This window comes from Hymenobacter sp. (assembly GCF_036387835.1).
In the GTDB taxonomy this organism is placed as follows: Bacteria; Bacteroidota; Bacteroidia; order Cytophagales; family Hymenobacteraceae; genus Hymenobacter.
In genome coordinates, this window is the sequence record NZ_DASVSY010000105.1 from 24,377 (window position 1) to 45,799 (window position 21,423).

A 21,423-nucleotide genomic window follows, 5' to 3' on the forward strand; every position below is an offset into this window, starting at 1 on the left:
CACTATGCAACAAGATTACTCTGATCAAGATTATAGCGAAGAACACGTTGAAAATCCGTCGGTTTTTGCCGAGCTGCTGAATTCTCCCTTGGCTATGACGCCGGCCAGCAAAGGCCAGCGCTTCGCCAACTACCTCATCGACCTAGTTACGTTCTACGCCCTCATCTTTGGCTTAGCTTTAGGTTTGGGGGTGTTGGTAGCCTTTACTGGCAACGGGGAGATGGTTAAGTGGCTGGACAGCCCGTGGGCCACTCTGGTATTCGTTCTGATTATGCTGAGCTACTATTTCGTTTTGGAGTCGACGACAGGCCGAACGATGGGTAAGCTGATAACTCGCACCCGCGTGGTTATGGAGGACGGCTCCAAGCTCACGGCCAATGCAGTTCTGAAGCGCACGCTCAGCCGGATTATTCCCTATGACGCATTTTCTTTTTTAGGCAGCGGGTCAGGCCGGCACGACCGGATTGCTAAAACTCGAGTTGTGAAGGTGGACTAGGTAACTAGTGATGGGGCATCTGCCTCTATCAGATCAGCTAACTCTTGCTATTCATCTGCAAAAGCCCATCGGGAACGTTCCCGATGGGCTTTTTTGCTTGGGCAAAGGGTAAGCTTTCTTGAAGTGGCTTTTATTTAACTAAACGACTATGGACTGAAAGTCCATAGGTTTAAAAGCGAATGAAATTCGGCTGTTCCGGCTAAAGCCGGTGGGTGCCGTGGCACTACTCGAGGATGAAGTTCTCGTTGCCGTTGGGGTGCTCCTTGTGATGATTCAAATAGGCTTCTAACATCTCTTCTGTGATATTGCCGACACTCCCTGCCCCGTAGCCAATACCCCAGAAATGCCCGCCCCAGCAGCGGCGCTTCAGTTCCGGGAATTCCTGCAACAGCAGTTTGGCACTACGCCCTTTCAAGCGCCGCACTAAGTCGCTGATGCTGAGCGCCGGCGGATACGACACGTGCAAATGAATATGGTCTTTGCTGACGACGCCTTTCAGAAGCTGCACATCCTGCGCATTGCACGTTTGCCGTAACAAGTCGCGGCAGCGTAGCTGCACCTCGCCCGTCAACACCTGGTAGCGGTACTTCGTGCTCCATACCAGATGAACTTGTAACTGATGAACCGAATGAGTGCTGGAACGCGGGGGCTTCATGCCACAAAGCTACCCCACGCCTGGATTTGAGTAGCAACTAAAGTCTTGCCCTAAAGGGCATAGCTTTAACTAGCGTACCTGAAAAGTAAACTTCCGGGGGCAACTACTCTTTTGCTGCTATTCTGACTTCGTACACCTAAGCTTTCCACCCATGAAATCAGTTCTTATTACCGGAGCCAACCGGGGCCTTGGTCTGGAACTCACCCACCAGTACCTGGAACGCGGCGACACTGTATTTGCTGCCAGCCGCCAGCCCGCCACGGCCACCGACCTGCACCAATTGCAAAACCAATACGCCGGCCAACTCCACCTAGTGCAGCTCGACGTAACCAGTGAGGCCTCCATCGAAGCCGCCCGGCAAACAGTGGCTGGCCTGGTTGAGCGCTTGGATATACTAGTCAATAATGCGGGTATTTTCCCAGGGGCGGGTCCCGAAGATCCGGCCAAACAGCACCTCGGCGGCCTGACGGCAACCAATGCACTAACCTTTCTGAACGTGAATGCCGTGGGCCCGCTACTTGTGGCTCAGGCGTTCCTGGAGTTGCTAAAAGCAGCCAATAAATCGCGTATCATCAGCCTCTCATCGGGCCAGGGTTCTCTGACTTGGAAGGCTGCTGGCGAGCCATATCACTATTCGGCCAGCAAAGCCGCGCTCAATATGTACATGCGCGCCTTGGCAGCCGAAGTAGGTACCTACGGCGTCATTTCGGTGCTCGTGGACCCAGGTTGGGTGCAAACGGGTATGGGCGGCAACACGGCCGCACTGCCCCCCGCCGATTCAGCTCGTGGAATTATCCGCCTCACCGACCAGCTGCACGCCGAAGAGAACGGCAGCTTTGTAACCTGGCAGGGCGAGCCCGTGCCGTGGTAGCACACCGCATTATTATGTTGTTGGTAGAGTACTAAGATGCCGGCCAGCAGTCAATCGAGTGGAACCGCCAAGGCCAAGCGGCTGGTATCTACTTCTTCCGCCTCAACTTCGACGGCCCGCCCGCTGGTACCCGCCAAGGCGTGCTGACGGAATAGTCGCGTCGTTTGGTAGTGTAAAATCAAAAAGGCCGGTCCATCATGGACCGGCCTTTTTGATTTTATGCGCTAGTGTGCTCAACTGGCTTGGCTTAGCCTTGCAGGGCGGCTAGATGTGCATGGTCGCGGAGGATGGTGCGCAGAAACGCTTCGTCGGCGAGTTCGGTGTTAATACCGGTCAGGCTTTTCACTTTGTTAGCGACTTCGTTCAGCAGCAGGTAGTTTTTGTGTTGTACTCCTTTAAACACCAGTTGGCGGATAGTGGCTATGTCGTGGTCGGCGAGTTGAGTTGCCTGCGGAAAAACAACCATATAGTCGTCGGAGGTGGTGAGGGGCGCCAGCGGGCCGACGCTCTGCCGAGGGCGGGTACTAATAACTGAAGTGCCAGCGGCTAAGTCGCCGAGGCGCTGCCCCCGGCCGTTGGAGGCAATAACAATAACCGCAATAAGCCCGCTCATGATGCCGGTATCAACAATGCGCAATATCCAGCGCAACAGATAATCGCCAAGGCTTGGCTGGGTACCATCGAGCCGGATCACCTTGATGTGCCGCGCTTTTTTGCCGAGGCTCTGGCCATTGAAGTACACTTCGCACACAAGATGGTAGAACACATAAGGCAGCGCCGCCAGCAAAGCCACAATCACGACCATCGTGTCGCCCTTCAGATCTAGGGCCGAAAACAGCAACACCCAAGCTACTCCCCAGGCCACCAGAATCAGGTTATCGATGATGGCCGCCAGAATTCGCTCGCCTACGCTGGCTACTTCGTATTCCAGGGATACATTTTGAGTTGTTTGGACGCGAATAGTACTCATAGCAATAAACCGTAAGCGGCGACGCGCAGACGCCGGAATTAATAGTTGCAAGGAATGAAACAGAGCCGGGAAATTTGTTAATCTTCGTTGGCCCGACTTATCTGCAAATTAGCGGTTGATTGCTGATTTTTGGCTACTTATTGCTGAATGTTCATGAAGCTATTTAAGAAGTTGATTGAGCGCCCTACTTCAACCCGCAGACGCTACATCAGGCAGGACGTTCATCTACTTCTCAAACTATTTCAGTTCATGATGGCTGTCTGAAAAATCATTCTCTCACCAGCCATTCCCAATCAACAATCAAGCTATGCGTGAAGCCGTATTTCTGCGACAAAATGAGGCTCGATGGAAGCAGTACGAAGCGGCGGCGGCTAAGGGTCCTGACGAGTTGGCCGCCCGATTCGTGGCGCTGACCGACGACCTAGCCTACGCTCAGACTTTTTATCCTGGTTCGCCCACCACGCGCTACCTCAACGATCTGACCGCCAAACAGCACCAGGCACTATATAAAAACAAGACCGAGCAAACCAGCCGGTTCAAACAGTTCTGGGCGCGCGAGTTGCCGCTGCTTGTGGCCCGTCACCACACGCCGCTGGCCTGGTCGCTGCTGCTCTTTACCGTGTTTACGCTGCTAGGCGCCCTCTCTGCTGCCTACGACGACTCGTTTGTGCGCGTGGTGCTTGGGGATGCGTACGTCAACAAAACACTTGAAAATATCGAGAAGGGCGACCCGATGGCCGTGTATAAGGGCATGAGCGAAACACCCATGTTCCTGCTTATCACGCTCAACAACATTTACGTTTCGCTGGTGGCGTATGCCATGGGCGCTACGCTCGGGCTGGGCACCGTGTGGGCACTTTTTCGCAACGGCGTGATGCTGGGCTCGTTCCAGTATTTCTTCTACCAGAAAGGCGTGCTGCTGCCTTCCCTGCTTACCATCTGGATTCATGGCACGCTGGAAATATCGGCTATTGTGCTGGCCGGAGGCGCGGGCTTTGTGATGGCGCGCGGCCTGCTGTTTCCGGGCACGTATTCCCGCGGCGCCGCGTTCCGGCAAGCTGCCCGCGACGGCCTAAAGCTAGCTATCGGACTGGTACCCATCTTCATGGTGGCGGGTTTTCTGGAGGGGTTCGTGACCCGGCACACCGAAATGCCCGTAGCGCTTAGTTTAAGCATCATTGGGCTGTCGGCCGGCTTTATCGTCTGGTATTTCATCTTGTATCCGCGGTACCTGAGTGGCCGCGTGCCGGTTTCGGCAGCCGACGCGCCTACTGCCGCGGCTTTTACCTGATAAACCAAACTAGTCCACTTATCTTAAGGAGCTTATTTGCTTAAACTAGCTCCCCACGCAAGGTTTAGTTTTACCGAATTCTACGGATACCACCATGCAATTAAAGTTTACTAGGGAAACCGACTTCCGTCAGGAACGGGACTTCGGCGCCAAGATTGGTTCGACGTTCGAGTTTTTAGGAGCCCACTGGCGGCCTCTAGGCAAGTGTCTGGCGTATTTTGTACTGCCAGTGTCGTTGCTGGCCGGTATTGGACTGGGTCTGGTTACCAACGGCATGTGGAACGTGGCAGCCGACAATGCTCAGAGCGCCCGGAACGGCACTATAACAGCCTCGGCCAGCAGCGCCTCGATGTTTGGCGTTTCCTATTTTGTGGGAGTGGGACTAGCCATTGTGAGTGGAGTTATTGCATTTACCATGCTGCTAAGCACGCTGTATGCTTACACCCGCATTCTGCTCACAGAAGAACCGAACGTAGCGCTCACTCCAGCGCGAGTTTGGAAGCAAATCAAAGCTGGCTTAGGTCGCATGCTAGCCGCCATGGGCACACTCTGTGGCCTTTATATGCTGCTGGCGGGCGGCTTCGTGGCGCTGGTGAGTATAGTAGGCGGTGGGGCCGGCATGGTGGTGGTTTTCTTGGTTTTCCTGGTCTTGATGCCCGTGATTCTGTACGTGATGGTGCCCCTATCGCTCTTCTTTCCGGCTTTGTGGATGGAAAATAGTGGTGTGCTGGAGACGTTGCGGCGCTGCTTCTACCTAGTGCGCGGCAACTGGTGGGCCTCGTTCGGATTGCTGCTGGTAGCCGGCATGATTCAGGGTATGCTTACGTTTCTATTCATTTTGCCGCAGTACGCCGTTATGTTCGGGAAGATTCTGAAGATTCCGGTGCTCGGCTCCGATGCTTTCGGTATTGCGGCTCAATGCTTCTACGCCCTCGGCATCACCTTCACTTATTCAGTGTCGTTGCTGGCCATGCTGTTTCAGTACTTCCACCTTGTGGAAGAAAAGGAAGGACTCGGGATGCGCAACCTGGTAGACAGCCTTGGTAACGGTCCGGCCCCGGTGGCCTACAACAGCACCTACCGTCCCGACGGCGACGGCGAATACTAGCCATAAGTGCATAGCAGCCAACCTTTACCGTGGGCTCTTCTGCATTTCGAAGCTACCTTCATCCCCATTTTCTTTGCTCTGTGCGTATTTATTTTAGCTGCTTGGTTCGGGTTTTAGCTTTAGCGTGGCTGCTGGCCGCGCCGCCTGCGTTGGCCCAGCCGGCGCGCAATGCCGCAGCCCTGCCCCGCCAGCTCCCCGCCGACCGCGCCAGCAACGTAGTGCTGCGTGCCCCCACGGCCGAGCGGCTGCGTGCGTTTCGGGAGCAGCGCGATTTTAAGTACGTAACCGTGAAAAGCGAAAACAGCGCCTGGGACCTGCTGTGGCTGCGGTTTTGGCGCTGGGTGGCCGATCTGCTGGAAACCCGGCCCGGCAAGCTGCTTTGGGAGTACGGCATTTATGCCGCGCTGCTGGTTGCCTTTGTGTTTGTAGTGCTGAAACTAATGCAAGTCGACATCACCCGCGCCTTTGGCCGGGCTCCGCAACGCGCGCCCCTCTCCTACGACGCCCAATCCGAAGATATCCATGCCCTCGACTTCCAAACCTTGCTGCGGGAAGCCGAAGCCAGCGGCAACTACCGCCTGGCGGTGCGTCTCGGCTACCTGGAAGTGCTCAAGCAACTCACCGACCAGGGCCTGATCCGCTGGCAGCCCGATAAAACCAACCACGACTACCTCTACGAACTACCCGCTGGTCCGCTGGCCACCGCCTTTCGGGAGCTAACCCGGCAGTTCGACTACGTGTGGTATGGGGAGCACGACGACCTCACGCCCACGCACTACGCACAGGCCCGCACCACCCGCGAAGCTTTCCAGCAACTTCTGGCCACTTCGCGCCGCGCCGCCTGACCCTCTCCTCTATGACAACGTTCCGCTGGTATCTGTTGGGGTTGGCGCTGCTGTTTGGGGCTTATGTGGCCGTGGAGTATTACCGCCCCAAACCCTTAGATTGGACTCCAACCTTCCAAAACAACGACAAAATCCCCTACGGCACCTACGTGCTCTACGACGTGCTGCCCGACCTGATGGGCGTCGATAAGCGCGAAGTACGTACGGTGCGTGTGCCTATCTACAACCAGATTGAAGGCCAGGACGAGCCCACCAACGACCTTGTTGCCGATACGACGGATGCAGTTGTTACCGCCGATCAAACTGATTCGGAGGACTCCGATGAGGGTAATGAAAATTCCGCCAGCACCGATACAACCGCTGTAGCAGACGAAAACGAGGATGCTACTTCGCCTACCTTAGCGCGGGCAGAGGAACCCGCTGATACGGCCACAGCCAGCACTACCGAGGCTCCCGACGATGCAGATTACGAAGCGGGCTTAGCGGAAGCGGGCTATCCGAAAGCCACCTATTTGTTCGTAGATGATGTCTTCGAGCTAAGTGAGTCAGATTGCCGGGCCTTGCTGCGCCACGTGGCCCGCGGCAACGATGTATTTATTGCCGCCGAGCAGTTTAATCGTCATTTCGCTGATACTATTGGCTTTCGTACTGCCGCATTTGTAAGCCGTTTTCATCCTCGGAAAAAGAAGAAGAAGAAGGAGGCTACTGATGCTGCGCTTCTGGATTCAGTGCGCTTGGTGCTCAGCAATCCACGGTTGGCACGAGCCGCCGGCAACGGCTTTAAGCTGCCTGCCTTGGGCGCTTCGTACCGGCTGTTGGCCGATAGTGGCGTGGCAGCCACCCAACTTGCCGCCGACACGGCTGGCCAGGCCGTACTGGTGCGCGTACCGCACGGCCAGGGGCACATCTATCTGTGCACTGTACCCCTAGCTTTCACCAATTACTTCGCCCTCCAGCCGCGCACCGGCAACTTTGCTTTTGCGGCTCTCTCCTACCTGCCAGTTGGCCGCACCGTGTGGTGGGATGAATACCAGAAGCAAGGCCGACAGGGCGAACAGTCGTTGCTACGGGTGCTGATGGCGCACGACGCCTTGCGCCGGGCCTTGTATTCAAGTTTACTAGGGGCCTTACTGTTTGTACTGTTTGAGGCCCGCCGTCGGCAGCGCGTCATTCCTATTCTTAAGCCATTGCCCAACACCACGCTGCTGTTCACGCGCACCGTGGCCAGCCTGTACCGGCAAGGCAACAGCCACGCCCTGATTGCGGAAAAGAAGATTCAGCTGTTTCTGGAGCATCTGCGCACCCGGCTGCACGAACCAAGCCTAGACCTGAACGACGAGGTGGCCCGGGAGCGGCTAGCCCAAAAAACTGGTATTCCTCGCCCTGAAGTCGACGCGCTGGTTCGCCGCATTAATTTTTTACTCACCGCGCCGCAAGTATCTGATGCCGATTTGCTGGCACTAAACAAGGCACTAAATGCCTTCCGCAAAGCAGCAACTTAATTATTGCACTATCCTTTTAAATAATAATTTTCCGTTATTTAATTATTCCAATAAATACTCGCTTGAGCTGATAAGCGCTCTTAAATGTGGTTAATTACAAAAACTAAATGAAATTATTCTGATTACCTTTTTCTCTTTCACAATCGGCATTTCCTCTTTTGATTTCAAGAAATGGACCATACACTTGATGCGCCGGGTCATTCTCCGGATTCAACTTCTCCTTTATCATCAGGCCTCGATACGCAACCCAACGCGCTTCCCGTCGCACCTTCTTCCGTTCCCGATCCAGCGGTAATACTTAGTGCCGAGACAACGCCAACAGCCGATGCTTTGGATGGTAATGTTTCACCCGATGCTTCAGGAGATGCCGCTTTTACATCCCGCACCGATTTGAGTTACTTAAGCCGGTATGCCGATGCTATCCGGCAGGAATTAAGCAAAGTAATCGTGGGCCAACAAGCGTTGGCGGAGCTATTACTGACGGCTATTCTGGCCGATGGGCACGTGCTGCTGGAAGGAGTGCCAGGCGTAGCCAAAACACTTACAGCCAAACTGCTGGCTCGCACGCTTGCTGTGCCCTTCAGCCGCTTACAGTTCACGCCCGACCTGATGCCGTCCGACGTGTTGGGCACGTCGATATTCCGGCCCAACAAAGCAGATTTCGAGTTTCGGCCGGGTCCCATCTTCGCCAGTATTGTGCTGATCGACGAAATCAACCGGGCTCCGGCCAAAACACAGTCGGCGCTGTTTGAGGTAATGGAGGAACGGCAGGTCACGCAGGATGGTACCCGCTATACCGTACCCGACCCGTTTGTGGTGCTGGCCACTCAAAATCCCATCGAGCAAGAAGGCACCTACCGCCTGCCCGAAGCGCAACTCGACCGGTTCCTGTTCAAGCTCAACGTGGGCTATCCTTCTGTAGAAGAGGAAATAAGCATCCTGCAAGGCCACCACGCAGGCTTCGGCGGCATGCCGCTCGATGCAGTGCGCGCCGTTTTGACCGCCGACGACCTGCGCGGCCTACGCGAACAAGTGCGGCGGCAGCACGTCGAGCCCAAGCTGTTAGAGTACATTGCCCGTCTCGTTGGCCAGACGCGCGCCCACAAAGGGCTTTATCTAGGCGCTTCGCCTCGGGCCTCCTTGGCCCTACTCAACGGCGCCAAAGCCCTGGCCGCCCTCCGCGGCCGCGACTTCGTGACCCCCGAAGACGTGCAATATCTGGCCTCTCCCGTACTGCGCCACCGCATTCAACTCACCCCCGAGCGCGAAATGGAAGGCAGCACCGCCGACGATATTGTAAAGCAGATTCTGCAGCAGATTGAGGTACCAAGATAGGCAGGTGCTGCTTGTTGCGGGGCTCTATGTGGCGCAGCAAGCCAGCAGCCCACGCAACGACAGCCAAGCTTTACTGTTTGATGAAATCATTCTTCCTGACTCGCCGCTTTTTTTTCGCTCTGCTTGCCTTGGTTATTGGGTTAGTAGTGGCATTTTTTCTGCCGGGGTGGCTGGCGCCGGTGCAGTTGGCACTTGGGCTGCTGCTGGTTCTAACCGCTCTGGATGCGGGCTTACTCCATGCCCCGGCCCGTGGCGAGACGGGGCAGGTATTTGGCCGCCGGGTGATGGGCGACAAGCTCGCCAACGGCTCCGACAACGACATTGCCATCTACCTTGAAAACCATTACCGCTTCCCGGTTCACACCGAAACCATTGACGAGATTCCGCATCAGTTTCAGCGGCGCGACGTGCTGTTTCGGGCGGAAATAAAGGCGGGAGAAACCACCGTTATCCGATACCAGCTCCGGCCGGTGAAGCGCGGCGAGTACGAATTTGGCGCTGTAAACGTGTACGTGGCTTCCCCGCTCGGGTTGGTGCGGCGGCGGTTTCGGTTCGACGGCAGCCGAATGGTGCCGGTGTATCCGTCGTTTTTGCAGATGCGGCAGTACGAGCTGCTAGCTATCAGCAACCGGCTCACGGAAGTAGGGGTGAAGCGTATCCGCCGGGTGGGCCAGAGCATGGAGTTCGAGCAGATCCGCCCCTACGTAGCCGGCGACGACCCACGCACTATCAACTGGAAGGCCACTGCCCGCCGCGCCACCACGGGCCACGCGGCTGAGGCCTTGGTGGTGAACCATTACCAGGACGAGCGCGCCCAACAAGTCTACTGCCTCATCGACAAAGGCCGGGTGATGCGCATGCCCTTCAACGGCCTGAGCTTGCTGGATTATGCCATTAATGCCACGCTGGTAGTGAGCAACATTGCCATCCTCAAGCATGATAAAGCGGGGCTGGTTACCTTTTCACACCAACCTGGCACCCTGCTCACCGCCGACCGCCGGGGCGGGCACATGGGCAAGCTGCTCGAAGTCCTCTACCGCCAGCGCACCAAGTACCTCGAAACCGACTACGAGCGGCTCTATATCACCGTCAAAACCAATATCCGGCAACGCAGCCTGCTTATCCTGTTCACTAATTTCGAGACGCTGAACGGCATGCAGCGCCAGTTGCCTTACCTGCGCCGCTTCGCCAAAGACCACCTTCTCTTGGTGGTGTTCTTCGAGAATACCGAGCTACGGGAGTTTCTGGACGCGTCAACTGAAACGGCACAAGATGTCTACAATCAAACCATTGCCGAAAAATTCGCCCAGGAAAAGCGCCAGATCGTGCGAGAGTTGAACCGCTACGGCATCCATTCCCTCCTCACAGCTCCTCAGAACCTGACGGTAGATACCATCAACAAGTACCTGGAATTCAAAGCGCGGGGCCTCATCTAAATCACGGATTTATGCGGATTAGACGGAGTAATCGGATTTTGTGAACGATCACCAATCGTTGGATTGGTGCAAAAGATCCGCTAGTAGCTAGCAGTGAGTCGGCTGGATAATCGTCCACAAAATTTCATTACTCCGTCTAATCCGCATAAATCCGTGATTAATTGTCAAATGACTCTAGCCGGGCGTTGTCTAGAAGCAGGTTAGCGGTGCTACCATAGTAGAGGAAGGTGATCGACACACTGTCGAAGTCTTTGGGTGGGCGAACATCAAAGTAGAGGGTACGTGGCCAGCCCGGTTCTAAGGCGCGTTGGAGACGGATAGTTCGAGCCTTCACGATGTCGTTACCGCGCCGAAAGCGCACTACGTATTGCGTCATGTGGTTCAGGTCCCATTCTTTTTGGTCGGCGCGGGCATCGGCATAGGCCCGCAGCCACTCAAACTGGCCAGGACGAGCGGGAATCACCCATTCCGTACTTTGCCGATGCGCGGAATCGAGGGCTAACGAGCAATTACCCTGCAAAGCCGGTGCGCCGCAGATACCGGGAGCTGGCTGTTCGAAGTCCTGCTGCCACAGCACGCGGGTGTTGCGGGCAGTACCCGTAAATTCGGCATTACTGTCTAGCAACAGCATCGTTTCGGGCGGTACTTGATAGCGGAACAATATCCGCCATAGATACGCACGGGTCATTTCGCCGGCGGCTATCAAGCCACCTTGTCCGCCTGGTATGGACATTTGTGTGAGCCAGTACCCATAGGCACAGCCCACTACGGCCACCACGCCGTATGCTGCCGCCCACCGGGGACGCACCAGCAGCCAGCGCAGGGCAGCAGCCATCGGCCACGCTAATACTGCGTAGCTCTCTATCATGGCTCGTTGCCCTAGCCCCCCGCCGTAAGTCCACTCGTTCCAGGCAAAGGTGACGTAGATGAAAAGTACAGTGAAAACCAACATAGCCCAGAACGCCTCGGGCTGCTGGCGGCGCAGTGGCCCAAAGCCAAACAGTGCCGTTAATAGCAACGGTGAGTACAGTAACCAGCCGCTGCGGAAGCTGAAGATGCCATCCCACAGGTGCGGTTTCAGCCAATTGAAACCCTGATCCTGATAGCTATACACTATCCAGTCGCCACTGGCGTAGTACCAATACAGCGGCTGAACAGCAAGCAGCGCCCCACCGGCCAAAAGGGCCGCTAGCAGTAAAGGCAAGTGTTGCTGCCAAAAAGCCAGCCGCTCGCGCAAAGCGGCTCCGGTTGCACGCAAACCCCAGAGCATAGGCAGCAGCACGGCCAGGATTTCGGTAGGGCGGGTCAGCGTCATCAGCCCGATTATCGCTCCAATGCTTATCGCCTTTGCCAAGCTAGGCCGAGCGTAAAAGGATGGGGTGAGAAGTAGCAGTACGGCATACCAGCCAAGCAACCAGCAATGCGTCATACCAGCGTGGCCAGCTCCGCTGTAAACAATGTAATTGGTGCCTAGTAGCAAAATGAGCAGTGTCAGGGCAGTGGGCCACTCGCCAAACCGTGGCAGCAGCGCCCGTCGTAACAGCCAAAAGCTGAGCACCGATATCAGCAAGCTTGCCAGCTTGATGGCGAGCTGATAGGGGGGCGAAAATCCATCGGCAGGATAGCCCAGAGGCCTAGCAAGCGCATGCGCTACCAAGAAAAAAGGCAATTCTTGCACAGCCAATCCGGCGGAGTATTTCATTACAAAATTGCCGCTGCCGGGGTGCCGAAATGCCTGGTAGAAGTCGGGGGTTGGGGCGTATTCCTTAAGGAGTTGGTCGCGGAATTTCAGCTCGCGCAAGTCGTGATGCACGAATATAGCTGGCAGATAGAGGTAGTATCCTGAAGCATCCCAGTTAAGAACCGGCGACGTCGGCCAAGGCTGCGGCGCGGGATGATACCACCATGCCATGGCCACTAGTAATACCGTGCAAAACCAGCCAGCTATTCGGGAAGGAGACTTCATAAACTAAAAGAAAACAATCAGGCCCTCGCCGGAACAGCTGAATACAGGAGCTGCAAATTGCGGAAAGTTACGTATCAGACCAATCTGTCCGCTACACGTGCTACCGCAATCCCAGTACTCGCAATACCTATGCTTGGCAAACAGACGACACTCCTAAGCAACTGATTAAAGTCGTGATTCAACTTATATTGAATGCGAGCAGCACTCCAGGAAGCGGCAGATAAACTGCTTTCTGGAGTGCTGCTCGCGTTATTTTAAGTAGTAGGCACAGACACTTAGCTGTGTTCTGCACCAACTTGCCGGCTAACTCAAGTAAATGCTTGGTTTTACTTTTTAAGCCTCGACTATAAAACCAGCATTCTTATTCAACTAGAAGTGCTTCACTATACCGCCGGCTCCCTTGAATAACCTCCAGGTGATACCGCCCCGCTACCAAAGCGCCAAGTGGAACATGCAACTCCATAGTAGTCGCTGACTCCGCTTGACGGGTCTGCGAAAACTGAAGCCGGCCCATGGCATCATATAATTGAATCAAGACGGGTACACGGCTGGCAGTTCTATCACCAACGAGTTTCAGATGAAGAGCTTCTCGGGCCGGGTTCGGATAAACACCACACCAACCAGGCAGGGCAGCCTTGCTAGTACTAGCAACCACAGCCGTTTCATAGGCTCCAATAGTACGCCCGGCACCACGCGCAGGAGTGGAATTACCGAAAAAGTCGCGTGGGCCCGGATTCACGTTGAATTCGCTAAGTATATCCAGTCCTGCATTTCTTAAGCCCGAACTAGGTTGCAGCTGATAGGCTGCCAGAGAGGTCAGTGGCAAGCCTGATCTCCAGATTGCTAATGTGCCACCAGTACCTGGCTGCTGCAGTTGCGGATCTAGCTCCACACCCGTAGCACGGGTACCGATTTGCTCTTGTCCAGTTGCTGCCCGCCATGCCGCCAGAGAGGTATAATGGCCTGAGCCCCACTCTAGCTGCACAGCTTGCCCGCTACTCCAGTATGCATTGCCTTGCAACATTATTCCCTGCGTGGTAACGCTGGCCACCAATGGCAGTCCGCCTGTGGTCTGAAATATGTTGTTGCACACCACCACATCACTGACACCACCACTAATGATGTCTACAGCCTTAGGTCGTGAGCCATCAGCCGGAGGAGTTACGTAGATGGTGTTGTTATGAATTAAGGCCCGCTCGATACCACCACTGGCTCCCGACGACCAAAAAGAAAGGGCACCCTTCCCATAACGGCGGCCATCGTTTTCGCTGATGTTGTAGCGGATAACCAAATCGTGCATGGGCGGTGCGTCCGGGTATTGAGCTAGTAAGTAGCCTGGTCCTTCATTGTCGTGCGAGTAATTGTATTGCATAACTGAATTGGTGCAGCCTCCATCCAGGTCAAAACCACCCCCATCATAGAGCGTACCCGATCGATTATGATGCGACTCGCAATACTGAATCAGCAAGTTGTTGCAGCAATAGCCCCAAATACCCACTGGTCCTCCGCTCTGGTTCGCATTAAGCCAGCCATTATTGTACGCTTCGCAATGCTCTACTAAGGCCCCGTCGATACCCGATAACACGATGCCGTTACCCGTGTTGGTGGTAGTAACATCAGCGCGTCCGGCATTGTCAAAGGCTTGGCAATAACCTACGTACCAATTGTGGTGGGCGGCTAGCGCTTCCGCGTAGGAAGCTAGCCCAACCTCGCCGTTGGCCGACATAGTGCAGTGCGTAACTCGCACTTGGTTGTAGCCGCTAGTCCCGTTCCAACTACCAATGGATATACCAATGCCCCGATAACCCTGTACACTAACATTATCGAACACAAGATGCTGCAGATGCACGTTAGCGGAATCAAGATAGAAGGCTACGCCGGAACTGGTATTGGTTAGCCGGCCAGCACCCACAAACTCAAGGTTCCGCACTTCTATACCGCCGCTGTTGTGGGCGTAGAAGCCGGTGCCATTACCGCTGTTGATAACAGCCCGGCCGCTACCATAAGAACTAAAAATAACAGGCTGTGTAGCTGTACCCTGTGTTCTTGAACCTATTTGTATACCACCAGCAAACGAAGCACCTCCTTCAAATAGCACAATATCACCTGCTGCTAAACGCGCCCTGTTAACTCTGTTTATACTACGCCAGCTCATTGGCGCAGATATACCCGAATTAATATCATTACCCGATGAACTCACGTAATACGTAGTAGCATTAGCTGAGAGCGACAAAGTGAAGAAAGCAGCAATTAGTAGTATTAGTTTACTCATAAGAAGCTTACCATTTATTTAGACAATGATAAGCTTCATAGATTACTATAAAAATAGGACTATGCTAAAACCTATTTTACAAGATTAAAGCTATAAATCACATATTTTCGTGCAAAATCATAAGTCACATGTTTTCATTAGAAGCAGACAACATTAAATATGAATATAAAGCTAAGCTGCTTCGTGCAAGCTCTATTTAAATTGAACGCCCATTATAAGTTGGTTGGCAAGAAATTCGACCAATAGGATATAACACCCGGCGAATAGATGCTTCTACTCTCTTGCACCTACGTCCGAACTTTATATTAGAAATATCTTATTGATGCCGGGCATCCAACTCGTTCGCATTGGAGTGTATAGACGGTGACAAGGCGCAGATCCAGTTGTATCAAACAGAAACCTGTTCTACTGGAATCTGCGTGCTGTACACCAGAAGATCATCAACATCCGCTAGCTGCTTGTTTCGTTCAGCTTGTGTGGTCGTTTGGTTATTTAATCAGTTCAGGTGCAGGGTTATTCTTTATCTGCTCGGCACGAATGATGCAGTAGCTAACCCCTGATGCGGCTGCTCCCGTATCTTTCGCTACCGTTCGATACTTGCATAGCCCATGTTTCTTCGCTTTTTTATTGTTCTGTCTTTTTTTTGGTTAGCTACTGTGTCTTTGCGGGCGCAGACGGCGCCGGTGTCTCGCAACCTGCTGCCAGTACCAAGCTCAGTGCGGTGGGGAGCGGGTATTCTAAGCTCGAAAACCTACCTGCGGCCTAATTTGCAGGGCCCTGTTGATGCAGCTACGGCAGCAGCCGTGACGCGTACCCTGTCCCGGCTGCGCCGCGGTGGCAATTCAGCACCAGCCGGCACTAAAGCCATACCCCTGCAGATTCGCTACGGTAAAGTAGGCCGACCCGAAGCTTTCGACGAAGAGCGGTACAGTTTACGCGTGACCCCAATGGGCGTGACCATTGATGCACCCACTAGCTTGGGCGTGTTGCACGCTTTGGCCACTCTCGAGCAGCTACCTCAAATCAATGGGCGACGAAATGAGTTACCAGAGGTCGATATTCAAGACCAGCCCCGTTTTCCGTGGCGAGGGTTACTGATTGATGCATCACGGCATTTCATGCCAGTGGCCCTGATCAAGCGCAACCTCGATGCCATGGCCGCGGTGAAGTTGAACGTGCTTCACTGGCACCTCTCCGACGACCAAGGTTTCCGGGTGGAAACGAAGACACTACCGCGTTTGCACGAGATAAGCGGCCAATACTACACGCAAGCGCAAGTGCGCGAGGTGCTGGCCTACGCCGCCGCCCGCGGTATTCGGGTGCTGCCGGAGTTCGATGTACCTAGCCACACCATCGCCTGGATTGCCGCTTACCCACAGTTGGCTTCCAACGATTCAGTATACACCGTGTACCAGAGCTGGCGCACCGCCAACGTGGCCATGGACCCTACAAAAGAAACCACCTACGCCCTGCTCGACTCCCTCTTCAAAGAGATGACGGCGCTGTTTCCTGATCCGTATTTCCACATAGGAGGCGACGAAAACGACGGCCGACAGTGGCGGCGCAGCCCGCGCATCATGGCGTATGCCAAAGCCAACGACATGCTGAAGCCCGATGGCAAAACCTTAGACAAGCATAAGCTTCAAACCTATTTCAACCGCCGGGTGCTGGCCATCGTCACGAAGTACAACAAGAAGATGGTAGGGTGGGACGAAATTTTAGGGCCTGGCTTGCCGCAGAATGCCGTTATCCAAAGTTGGCGCGGCAAAAAAGGACTCAACGATGCCGCCGTGGCCGGTCATGCCGCTCTGCTTTCCAGCGGCTATTACCTCGACCTCAATTTTACGGCCGCTACGTACTACACCAACGACCCTCTCCCGCCTGATACTCCCTTAACGCCGGAACAACAAAAGTTGATCTTGGGCGGTGAGGCTACTATGTGGGCCGAATTTGCCGACAGCCTGATTATGGACTCGCGTATCTGGCCCCGGGCGGCGGCCGTTGCGGAGCGGCTTTGGTCACCGGCCGCGGCCACGCAGGATGTAGCTGATATGTACCGTCGCCTGGCCACTGTTTCCACTCAGTTGGAGGGCTTAGGTTTACAGCATCGCAAAGTTCCGGCGCAGCTTTTGTCGCAGATGGGTGGTCCTACTTACCGGGTGCCGTTGCGCACGTTGGCGGAAGTGCTAGAGCCGGTGAAGGAATATAAACGGCATTTTCAAGGCTTCACCTACACGCCTCAGACGCCCTTAAACCGGCTGGTAGACGCCGCACCGGCTGAATCCGATGTAGCCCGTCAATTCAATGAGAAAGTGAGTACTCTGCTTTCCGGCTATGCTGCCGGTGAAGGCGCCTTACCTAAAGAAGCCGCCACGCGCGATGCCTTAGCCGCCGTGCGCGACCAACTAAAGCTTTGGGAAACCAATGACGCCCGGCTACAACCGTTGTTTACCACTACTCCCGCTCTCCTGGAATATGCGCCGCTTTCAACTCAGCTTCACTTGCTCGCCACCTTAGGCTTAGAGCGGTTGCAGCTACTGGAAAGTGGCCAAGCGCCTAGTCCTACCTGGCTGGCTGCAACTCAAAAGCAATTGGATGCCGCCAAAGCTCCCGCGGGACAAGCTGAGTTGGCGGTGCTACCAGCCATGCGGAAGCTGCTTCAACAAAGCGTATTGTGATACGCCAGCCCATTTTTTCAGGTACTTAATACTCGAATACCTGTCTTGCTTGATTTGACGTCCGCTAACGAAGCCTCGCTCCTGCCCCGCTCGATTTCTACTTTGGCGAGAGGCTTCAACTTCGTTGCATCACTGACTTGATTTGCCACCTGCTTGGCAAGGCTTTTTGTTGCTGTTTACTACCACTTACTGTCCTTACCCGCTAGAACAGCACCGACACCTGCATCCGGCCGGTGTGGACCACATTCAGGCCGTTGGCTTTACGGCCGTCGTAGGCGAGGTTTAGATTCAAGCCGTTACTGAGGCGCTGCTCTACGTTCAGGTTCCAAGTGAAATTGCTGCCATTGCGCAGGGCATTCAAAATTTCCAGGCCCACCACTGAGTTAGGGTCTCCTTTAAAATCTACGCTGACGTAACGAGTGCTTGCCGTGATAGTACGCTTACTAACCTGGCTCACGCGGGTTTCGATACCTAGCTCATCGAAAGTACCACGGGCCTCCGCTTCCGGCCTAATGGGAGTGGTGTTGTCTTTGTTGGTGCGTAGGTAAGTACCCGTAAAACGCAATGTACCGTTGGGCTGGTAGCTGATTTCGGGGGCTATTTCGTAGATCAGAAGCCGGAAATTACGGTCGGCAAGGTAGGTGGAGTTGTTTTGGCGGATCGTACGGCTGGTATTGAGCCGGCCCGTGAACGACTGTGCCAACGTGCGGCGCAGCAACACGCTCTGCGCGGCCAAATTGCGGATATCTGAGCCTTGGGAGAGCAATACCTTCTGTTGCGTTTGCTGCACCGTCAGTTCCGCGCCAAAAATAGGGTTGGAGCGGTTGAAGTAAAGCGTGTTGCGCAACAGCTTGTTCAGCGAAAGCAACATAGCGTCTTCAGTTTGGAAAGCAAACGGGTTCAGACGCGACGAGAGGCTTTTATCGGTGGTGCGACGGTCCAGCGTAATGGTGCTGATGGTCGAGAAGCGGGCGGCAGCTTGGCGCCAACCGCCCCCGTCGCGCCAAGCGCGCGGGGCGGCTGTGCTGAGGCGGTAGCTGAAGCGGTTGGTGAAAGCAATGATGTAGTCGTCGGTGGGCAGGTATACTTTGATGTGGGTCCGGTACACGGCATCGGGGGTCGGTGCTTCAAAGAATTCCTCTTTCTGCTCGATACCGTCACCATTCACATCCTGGAAGTAGTGCGTGCCTTGCCCGTTGGGAACCGCCAGAAACGAGTAGTCGCGCCGCAATTCGCGGCCCGTGGCCACCGAGTAGCTTAGCTCCGACCGCACCTGGTTTTGCAGCAGGCTAGCGTTCCAGTCGAGTTTGGTGAGAATAGTACGCTGGCGGGCACTGTCGCGGGCGGCTAGGTCGCGGTAGGTAGCCAGCACGGCCAGGTCCTGGCTTTTGCCAATGCGGGTGGCCATGGTGCCCTGCCAGGTTTGGGCAGTACCCCGGCGTTGCAATTCATTCTGGTTTAGGTTAGGTGCCTGGTCGCGCCGATACGTGTAGTCGGCACGGAACCGGGTTTTAGCTGAATCATGGCTTTGAATGAACACGTTGTGCTCATCGAAGTAGTTAGCCGTTGAAAGCAGCGTGGAATCCCCGGAGGGCGAAGCCACTCGGTTTTTATCGAAGCGGTAGGCGTAGCCGGGTATTACGGGGCCCCGCACGTAGCGAGCGGCAGCTTCGCCCCGCGCCCATTCCGATTTGCTGGTGCCCGCCTTCGAGTTCAGCAGAAACAAGCTTCCCCGCAGCTGCACCCCACCTACCTGCCGGGCCGCATCCAGCCAGTGCTGCAAGCCCTCGGCTTCGCCCGCGCGGAACCGCCGGCTCAGGCGGTAGTTGACAGCATTGTCGGCGTCTTTGGCGGCGCCTACCGCAAAGTTCAAAATGTTGTCGGCCCGGGCCTCGCGCCGCGTAGCGTTGCCTTGCACCGTACTGGCGGTGCTCCAGTTACGGTCAAATTCAATATCCCGATAGCGGTCAATAGGCGCAAATTCCGGGCTGGTGTACTCGTAATCCAGGGCGCTACGGAAACGATAGTCCTTCAGAAAGCCTAAGCCGGGCAGTTTGCGGTCTTGTATCACGTAGCCAACCCGCATGGCCTGTCCCTTGTCCGACTCTGGTGAAAAACGGTTCAAATCAAGCTCGGAAGAAGCCAGGTCCACAAAGACTGTTGAATTAGCATCCACCTGGTAGCTCGCACCAGTTGAAATAATCTGCTTTTGCAGAGGGGCAGGCAGCAACCGGATTGGCTGGTAGTTACCCTGCTTAGGCCCCGCGTATTCATACACCCGCCCATTAGCGCTGGCATTGGCCAAGCTCAGCCGGTAGTCGCCGCTGCCCGGGCCAACGTCGGTAAAGCGCACATTGTAGGCCTGCCGCAATGAATCCGTCAGATAGGTGTACACTTCCACTTGCTGCCCGTCTACTACCCGCACGTCGCGGGTATACTGCACCTGCTGCCGGTTGAACTTACTTACTTGCCCACCAGCTACGCTCGCCTGGGCGGCGTTTTCGCTTAAATCCCGCAATGCCGTACGGTCCGAGTCTGATAACAATAGGTTGGGCGAGTTATCAGGATTATCGGCTTCGCGGTAGAAGTTGCCGTGCACCGACAGCCGGCCTAGTTGCTGGTAGTGACTGGCCGAGTACAGAGACCGAGCGTAGTTGAAATCGGAGTACTCGAAGTCAATCTTGATGCGCGAATTGTTGGTGATAAGGTGCTGAGGCGAAAACGTAACTTCCGACTGGTTGTAGTCGATAACGTAGTCGTTGTCGAAGCCCCGGGTCATCAATCGGCCATCGAGATACACTCGCTCTGAATTCGCCAACACAATAATAAATTGCTCGCCGTTGGGCCCGCGCAAACGGTAGGGGCCCTGCACATTCTCGATGGGCGTTACGTCGATACTGGCGAATTTGCCTTTGGCCACTCCGCCCGCTACGGTGGTGGAAGACCGAATTGGCCCGTGCCGCCCCTGCTCTACCGTGCTAGCCGTCCCCGACACCACTCCGGCAGGCGCGGTTCCGGATGGCAATACCTGGCCCGGCGCAGTAGGAAGTATGTTCGCAGGCGCCGCACCTGGGCTCAGCGCGGGTGTCTGCCCTCCGTTGGTGATGGTTGTTGTGGAATACGTTCCGGGATTGATGCCGGGATAATTGGGTAACGGCGTCAGTTGGGGGGTGCTGAAACCGCTAAGGCCCGCCCCCGGCTGTCCCAAATTCACTTCCAAAGCTGCGCCTTGCACATTCTTGTAGAACCGCAGAAAGTAATCGGGCTTGTTGCGCAGCACCACGTCGCCGGCCGTCAAATTCCACCGCTGGCTGGTAAGCGTGATGTAAATACGATCGAATTCCTGGAGCTGCTGCGTGTTGCCCTCGGGCTGAAACGGGACGCTCTGGTCGCTGATGGCAGCGGTCAGGTTGATGTTATCGGTAAGCTTGCCTTCGAGCTGCAAGTTGAGCGAGGAATTGACAAACACGTTTTGCGCATTGCCGAAGCTGATGCCGCGGGCTAGCGTGCCGGTTTTGTTGATACCGGGCGTGCTCAAAATCTGTTCTTTCACAGTGAAATCCTGCACGCCAAATGTGCGGCGCGGAAAATCCAGGCTGTCGAGCAGGCCGCGCGGACGGCGAAACTGCGGGGCTGCCAGCCGCACTGGTAGCACCCGGTAGCACACGAGTACCGAATCCAAACCGGGCAACACAATATCGGGCTGGCCAGGGTCGGGGGATGGTACGCGGCGGGTTTGGCTGTAGCGGTAGCGGTCGGTTCGGGAGTCGTAGGCTACGGCGCGGCCGCTGATACTGACGGATGCTGGTACTACGGTTAGCGTATCGGGCAGCGTGAATTCAGTTAGGTCTTGGTCGGGAACAAGGTGCACCCATACGCAGCGGCGCGTATTGGGCGGCAATTCAGGGCGTTGTTGGGCCCACGAAGTGGCCGTGCCAAGCATACAAGTCAGCAGCAGCCAAAAGCGCAGAAAGCGGGGCGTAAAACTGCTGATCATT

The 21,423-nt window shown here is 55.3% G+C and carries 15 protein-coding genes; 9 read left to right on the plus strand and 6 right to left on the minus strand.

Features of this window, described 5'->3' with window-relative positions:
* The first annotated feature begins 4 nt into the window (after positions 1-4).
* Positions 5-496 (plus strand): RDD family protein, encoded by a 492-nt coding sequence (locus VF639_RS19935; protein ID WP_331147699.1) that lies wholly within the window; start codon positions 5-7, stop codon positions 494-496.
* A gap of 223 nt (positions 497-719) precedes the next feature.
* On the opposite strand, the gene tnpA is transcribed toward VF639_RS19935, so the two are convergent.
* Positions 720-1,151, minus strand: coding sequence for an IS200/IS605 family transposase (tnpA, locus tag VF639_RS19940; protein WP_331147700.1), 432 nt, complete (start codon positions 1,149-1,151; stop codon positions 720-722).
* A 151-nt stretch (positions 1,152-1,302) separates the two neighbouring features.
* Here tnpA and VF639_RS19945 point away from each other — a divergent pair, with 151 nt between their 5' ends.
* Positions 1,303-2,022, plus strand: a complete 720-nt coding sequence (locus tag VF639_RS19945) for an SDR family oxidoreductase (protein ID WP_331147701.1) — start codon at positions 1,303-1,305, stop codon at positions 2,020-2,022.
* Between the two features lie 50 nt (positions 2,023-2,072).
* Here the strand turns inward: VF639_RS19945 and VF639_RS19950 are convergent, their stop codons facing one another.
* Together VF639_RS19950 and VF639_RS19955 are read right to left on the minus strand one after the other, a co-directional pair.
* A complete protein-coding gene (locus VF639_RS19950; protein WP_331147702.1) occupies positions 2,073-2,204 on the minus strand; it encodes a hypothetical protein in 132 nt (43 codons plus the stop codon).
* Positions 2,205-2,269: 65 nt separating this feature from the next.
* Positions 2,270-2,992, minus strand: a complete 723-nt coding sequence (locus VF639_RS19955; protein WP_331147703.1) for an RDD family protein — start codon at positions 2,990-2,992, stop codon at positions 2,270-2,272.
* Positions 2,993-3,299: 307 nt separating this feature from the next.
* Between VF639_RS19955 and VF639_RS19960 the strand changes: the two genes are divergently transcribed.
* From VF639_RS19960 to VF639_RS19985, 6 genes are all read left to right on the plus strand, one after another.
* A complete protein-coding gene (locus tag VF639_RS19960; protein WP_331147704.1) occupies positions 3,300-4,283 on the plus strand; it encodes a stage II sporulation protein M in 984 nt (327 codons plus the stop codon).
* A 94-nt stretch (positions 4,284-4,377) separates the two neighbouring features.
* Entirely contained in the window at positions 4,378-5,391 is a 1,014-nt protein-coding gene (locus VF639_RS19965) for a hypothetical protein (RefSeq protein ID WP_331147705.1), read from the plus strand.
* Positions 5,392-5,471: 80 nt separating this feature from the next.
* Positions 5,472-6,236: a DUF4129 domain-containing protein gene (locus VF639_RS19970; protein WP_331147706.1), complete on the plus strand. Its 765-nt coding sequence runs from the start codon at positions 5,472-5,474 to the stop codon at positions 6,234-6,236.
* Between the two features lie 11 nt (positions 6,237-6,247).
* The gene (locus VF639_RS19975) at positions 6,248-7,738 is read left to right on the plus strand and encodes a DUF4350 domain-containing protein (protein ID WP_331147707.1); all 1,491 of its coding nucleotides are present in this window, start codon (positions 6,248-6,250) and stop codon (positions 7,736-7,738) included.
* A 171-nt stretch (positions 7,739-7,909) separates the two neighbouring features.
* Entirely contained in the window at positions 7,910-9,073 is a 1,164-nt protein-coding gene (locus VF639_RS19980) for an AAA family ATPase (protein ID WP_331147708.1), read from the plus strand.
* 80 nt (positions 9,074-9,153) lie between these two features.
* Positions 9,154-10,509, plus strand: coding sequence for a DUF58 domain-containing protein (locus VF639_RS19985; protein ID WP_331147709.1), 1,356 nt, complete (start codon positions 9,154-9,156; stop codon positions 10,507-10,509).
* 157 nt (positions 10,510-10,666) lie between these two features.
* Here the strand turns inward: VF639_RS19985 and VF639_RS19990 are convergent, their stop codons facing one another.
* Together VF639_RS19990 and VF639_RS19995 are read right to left on the minus strand one after the other, a co-directional pair.
* Entirely contained in the window at positions 10,667-12,475 is a 1,809-nt protein-coding gene (locus VF639_RS19990; protein ID WP_331147710.1) for a hypothetical protein, read from the minus strand.
* A 361-nt stretch (positions 12,476-12,836) separates the two neighbouring features.
* Positions 12,837-14,405, minus strand: coding sequence for a right-handed parallel beta-helix repeat-containing protein (locus VF639_RS19995; RefSeq protein WP_331147711.1), 1,569 nt, complete (start codon positions 14,403-14,405; stop codon positions 12,837-12,839).
* 950 nt (positions 14,406-15,355) lie between these two features.
* Here VF639_RS19995 and VF639_RS20000 point away from each other — a divergent pair.
* Positions 15,356-17,425, plus strand: coding sequence for a beta-N-acetylhexosaminidase (locus VF639_RS20000; RefSeq protein WP_331147712.1), 2,070 nt, complete (start codon positions 15,356-15,358; stop codon positions 17,423-17,425).
* A 202-nt stretch (positions 17,426-17,627) separates the two neighbouring features.
* Here the strand turns inward: VF639_RS20000 and VF639_RS20005 are convergent, their stop codons facing one another.
* Entirely contained in the window at positions 17,628-21,422 is a 3,795-nt protein-coding gene (locus VF639_RS20005) for a hypothetical protein (protein WP_331147713.1), read from the minus strand.
* Position 21,423: the final 1 nt, after the last annotated feature.

Bases quoted from the DNA above. Each gene is read 5' to 3' on its own strand.
- VF639_RS19985 (WP_331147709.1), top strand. From the start codon at position 9,154: ATGAAATCATTCTTCCTGACTCGCCGCTTTTTTTTCGCTCTGCTTGCC.
- VF639_RS19980 (WP_331147708.1), top strand. From the start codon at position 7,910: ATGGACCATACACTTGATGCGCCGGGTCATTCTCCGGATTCAACTTCT.
- VF639_RS19990 (WP_331147710.1), bottom strand. From the start codon at position 12,475: ATGAAGTCTCCTTCCCGAATAGCTGGCTGGTTTTGCACGGTATTACTA.
- VF639_RS19945 (WP_331147701.1), top strand. From the start codon at position 1,303: ATGAAATCAGTTCTTATTACCGGAGCCAACCGGGGCCTTGGTCTGGAA.
- VF639_RS20000 (WP_331147712.1), top strand. From the start codon at position 15,356: ATGTTTCTTCGCTTTTTTATTGTTCTGTCTTTTTTTTGGTTAGCTACT.
- VF639_RS19960 (WP_331147704.1), top strand. From the start codon at position 3,300: ATGCGTGAAGCCGTATTTCTGCGACAAAATGAGGCTCGATGGAAGCAG.
- tnpA (WP_331147700.1), bottom strand. From the start codon at position 1,151: ATGAAGCCCCCGCGTTCCAGCACTCATTCGGTTCATCAGTTACAAGTT.
- VF639_RS19935 (WP_331147699.1), top strand. From the start codon at position 5: ATGCAACAAGATTACTCTGATCAAGATTATAGCGAAGAACACGTTGAA.
- VF639_RS19955 (WP_331147703.1), bottom strand. From the start codon at position 2,992: ATGAGTACTATTCGCGTCCAAACAACTCAAAATGTATCCCTGGAATAC.
- VF639_RS19975 (WP_331147707.1), top strand. From the start codon at position 6,248: ATGACAACGTTCCGCTGGTATCTGTTGGGGTTGGCGCTGCTGTTTGGG.
- VF639_RS20005 (WP_331147713.1), bottom strand. From the start codon at position 21,422: ATGATCAGCAGTTTTACGCCCCGCTTTCTGCGCTTTTGGCTGCTGCTG.
- VF639_RS19965 (WP_331147705.1), top strand. From the start codon at position 4,378: ATGCAATTAAAGTTTACTAGGGAAACCGACTTCCGTCAGGAACGGGAC.